The 1,918-nt window shown below is 51.6% G+C and carries 2 rRNA genes (1 of these 2 cut by a window edge); both read left to right on the forward strand.

Going from position 1 to position 1,918, the window contains the following annotated elements:
• Positions 1 to 1,595, forward strand: a 23S ribosomal RNA gene (locus tag ACN5W5_RS19970) (it extends 1,284 nt beyond the left edge of the window).
• Positions 1,596 to 1,754: 159 nt separating this feature from the next.
• Positions 1,755 to 1,867: ribosomal RNA gene (gene rrf, locus ACN5W5_RS19975) — 5S ribosomal RNA — on the forward strand.
• Positions 1,868 to 1,918 lie beyond the last annotated feature (51 nt).

Consider the following 1,918-nt stretch of genomic DNA (forward strand, 5'->3'; position numbering starts at 1 on the left):
CTCGCCGTAAGCGCAAGGTTTCCTACGCAACGTTCATCGGCGTAGGGTGAGTCGGCCCCTAAGGTGAGGCAGAGATGCGTAACTGATGGGAAACAGGTCAATATTCCTGTACCGATTACAAGTGCGATGTGGGGACGGATCTTAATAGGTTATCCGGCGGTTGGATGTGCCGGTTTAGACAGATGTAGGCGACACGTAGGCAAATCCGCGTGTCATATACCGAGGCTGTTGATCGAGCGAGCTTGCTCGCGAAGTAACTGAACGAGGTCCCAGGAAAAGCCACTAAGCTTCAGCTTGTAATTGACCGTACCGCAAACCGACACTGGTGCGCGAGATGAGTATTCTAAGGCGCTTGAGAGAACTCTGGAGAAGGAACTCGGCAAATTGACACCGTAACTTCGGAAGAAGGTGTGCCCTTGTAGTGTGATGAGAACATCTGAGCACGAACGGGTTGCAAAAAATTGGTGGCTGCGACTGTTTATTAAAAACACAGCACTCTGCAAACACGAAAGTGGACGTATAGGGTGTGACGCCTGCCCGGTGCTGGAAGATTAATTGATGGGGTGCAAGCTCTTGATCGAAGTCCCAGTAAACGGCGGCCGTAACTATAACGGTCCTAAGGTAGCGAAATTCCTTGTCGGGTAAGTTCCGACCTGCACGAATGGCGTAACGATGGCCACACTGTCTCCTCCAGAGACTCAGCGAAGTTGAAATGTTTGTGATGATGCAATCTCCCCGCGGAAAGACGGAAAGACCCCATGAACCTTTACTGTAGCTTTGTATTGAATTTTGAACAGATCTGTGTAGGATAGGTGGGAGGCTTTGAAGCAGGGTCGCTAGATCTTGTGGAGCCAACGTTGAAATACCACCCTGGTGTGTTTGAGGTTCTAACCTAGGTCCCTTATCGGGATCGGGGACAGTGCATGGTAGGCAGTTTGACTGGGGCGGTCTCCTCCCAAAGTGTAACGGAGGAGTTCGAAGGTACGCTAGGTACGGTCGGACATCGTGCTAATAGTGCAATGGCATAAGCGTGCTTAACTGCGAGACTGACAAGTCGAGCAGATGCGAAAGCAGGACATAGTGATCCGGTGGTTCTGTATGGAAGGGCCATCGCTCAACGGATAAAAGGTACTCTGGGGATAACAGGCTGATACCGCCCAAGAGTTCATATCGACGGCGGTGTTTGGCACCTCGATGTCGGCTCATCTCATCCTGGGGCTGTAGCCGGTCCCAAGGGTATGGCTGTTCGCCATTTAAAGAGGTACGTGAGCTGGGTTTAAAACGTCGTGAGACAGTTTGGTCCCTATCTTCCGTGGGCGCTGCAGATTTGAGGAAGCCTGCTCCTAGTACGAGAGGACCGGAGTGGACGCACCTCTGGTGTACCGGTTGTCACGCCAGTGGCATTGCCGGGTAGCTAAGTGCGGAAGAGATAACCGCTGAAAGCATCTAAGCGGGAAACTCGTTCCAAGATGAGATCTGCCGGGGCCTTGAGCCCCCTAAAGAGTCGTTCAAGACCAGGACGTTGATAGGTCAGGTGTGGAAGCGCAGTAATGCGTTAAGCTAACTGATACTAATTGCTCGTGAGGCTTGACCCTATAACTTTGACGATAATCGTCCAAGTGCAAATGTTATTGTTATGCCCCGTGGACAACTCACGTTGTTCCACATCGTTGGCAGCAATCAAAATCAGCTGATTCGAAACTCTATGAATTCGTCCCTGTTGTGCAACAGCACAGCAAGGACAACCCGTTATGCCTGACGACCATAGCAAGTTGGTACCACTCCTTCCCATCCCGAACAGGACAGTGAAACGACTTTGCGCCGATGATAGTGCGGATTCCCGTGTGAAAGTAGGTCATCGTCAGGCTCTTACTCCCCCTAACCCCCTCGTACTTCCCGTACTTGGGGGTTTCGGCTT

Origin of the sequence: Hydrogenophaga sp. ZJX-1, from assembly GCF_048590325.1 — a bacterium.
GTDB lineage: Bacteria > Pseudomonadota > Gammaproteobacteria > Burkholderiales > Burkholderiaceae_C > Hydrogenophaga.